Source organism: Mesorhizobium sp. M7A.F.Ca.AU.001.01.1.1 (assembly GCF_004022735.1).
In the GTDB taxonomy this organism is placed as follows: domain Bacteria; phylum Pseudomonadota; class Alphaproteobacteria; order Rhizobiales; family Rhizobiaceae; genus Mesorhizobium; species Mesorhizobium ciceri.
Genome location: NZ_RZPF01001385.1, coordinates 1 through 411 on the forward strand (window position 1 = coordinate 1; position 411 = coordinate 411).

Below are 411 nucleotides of genomic sequence, written 5' to 3' on the forward strand. Positions count from 1 at the left end.
GCATCGCCACCCACCCGTCGGATTTCTGCGTGCCGCTGGTGGCGCTCGACGCCGTGGTCGAGATCGAAGGCAAGAAGGGCCGGCGCCATGTTTCGCTGGAGGAATTTCACCGGCTTCCCGGCGAAACGCCGCAGCGGGAGAATGCGCTGGAGCCCGGCGACCTGATCGTGGCGGTGCGCCTGCCGGCGGAGGCTGCCTCCTTCTCCGCCAATGCCCGTTACCTCAAAGTCCGCGAACGCACCTCCTATGCCTTTGCCGTCGTATCGGCCGCGGCAGCGCTCGTCGTCGACGGCGGCAAGATCCGCGCCGCAAGGCTGGCGCTGGGCGGCGTCGCGGCTAAGCCGTGGCGGGCACGCTCGGCGGAAGCCGTCCTGCTTGGCGCGGACGCCAGCGAGGCGACCTTCGCCAGCG

The 411-nt window shown here is 70.3% G+C and carries 1 protein-coding gene; it reads left to right on the forward strand.

The genetic code is table 11. From position 1 onward, the window contains the following. The coding region (locus EN884_RS38310) for an FAD binding domain-containing protein (protein WP_206617794.1) at positions 1 to 411 on the forward strand (411 nt) is incomplete at both ends.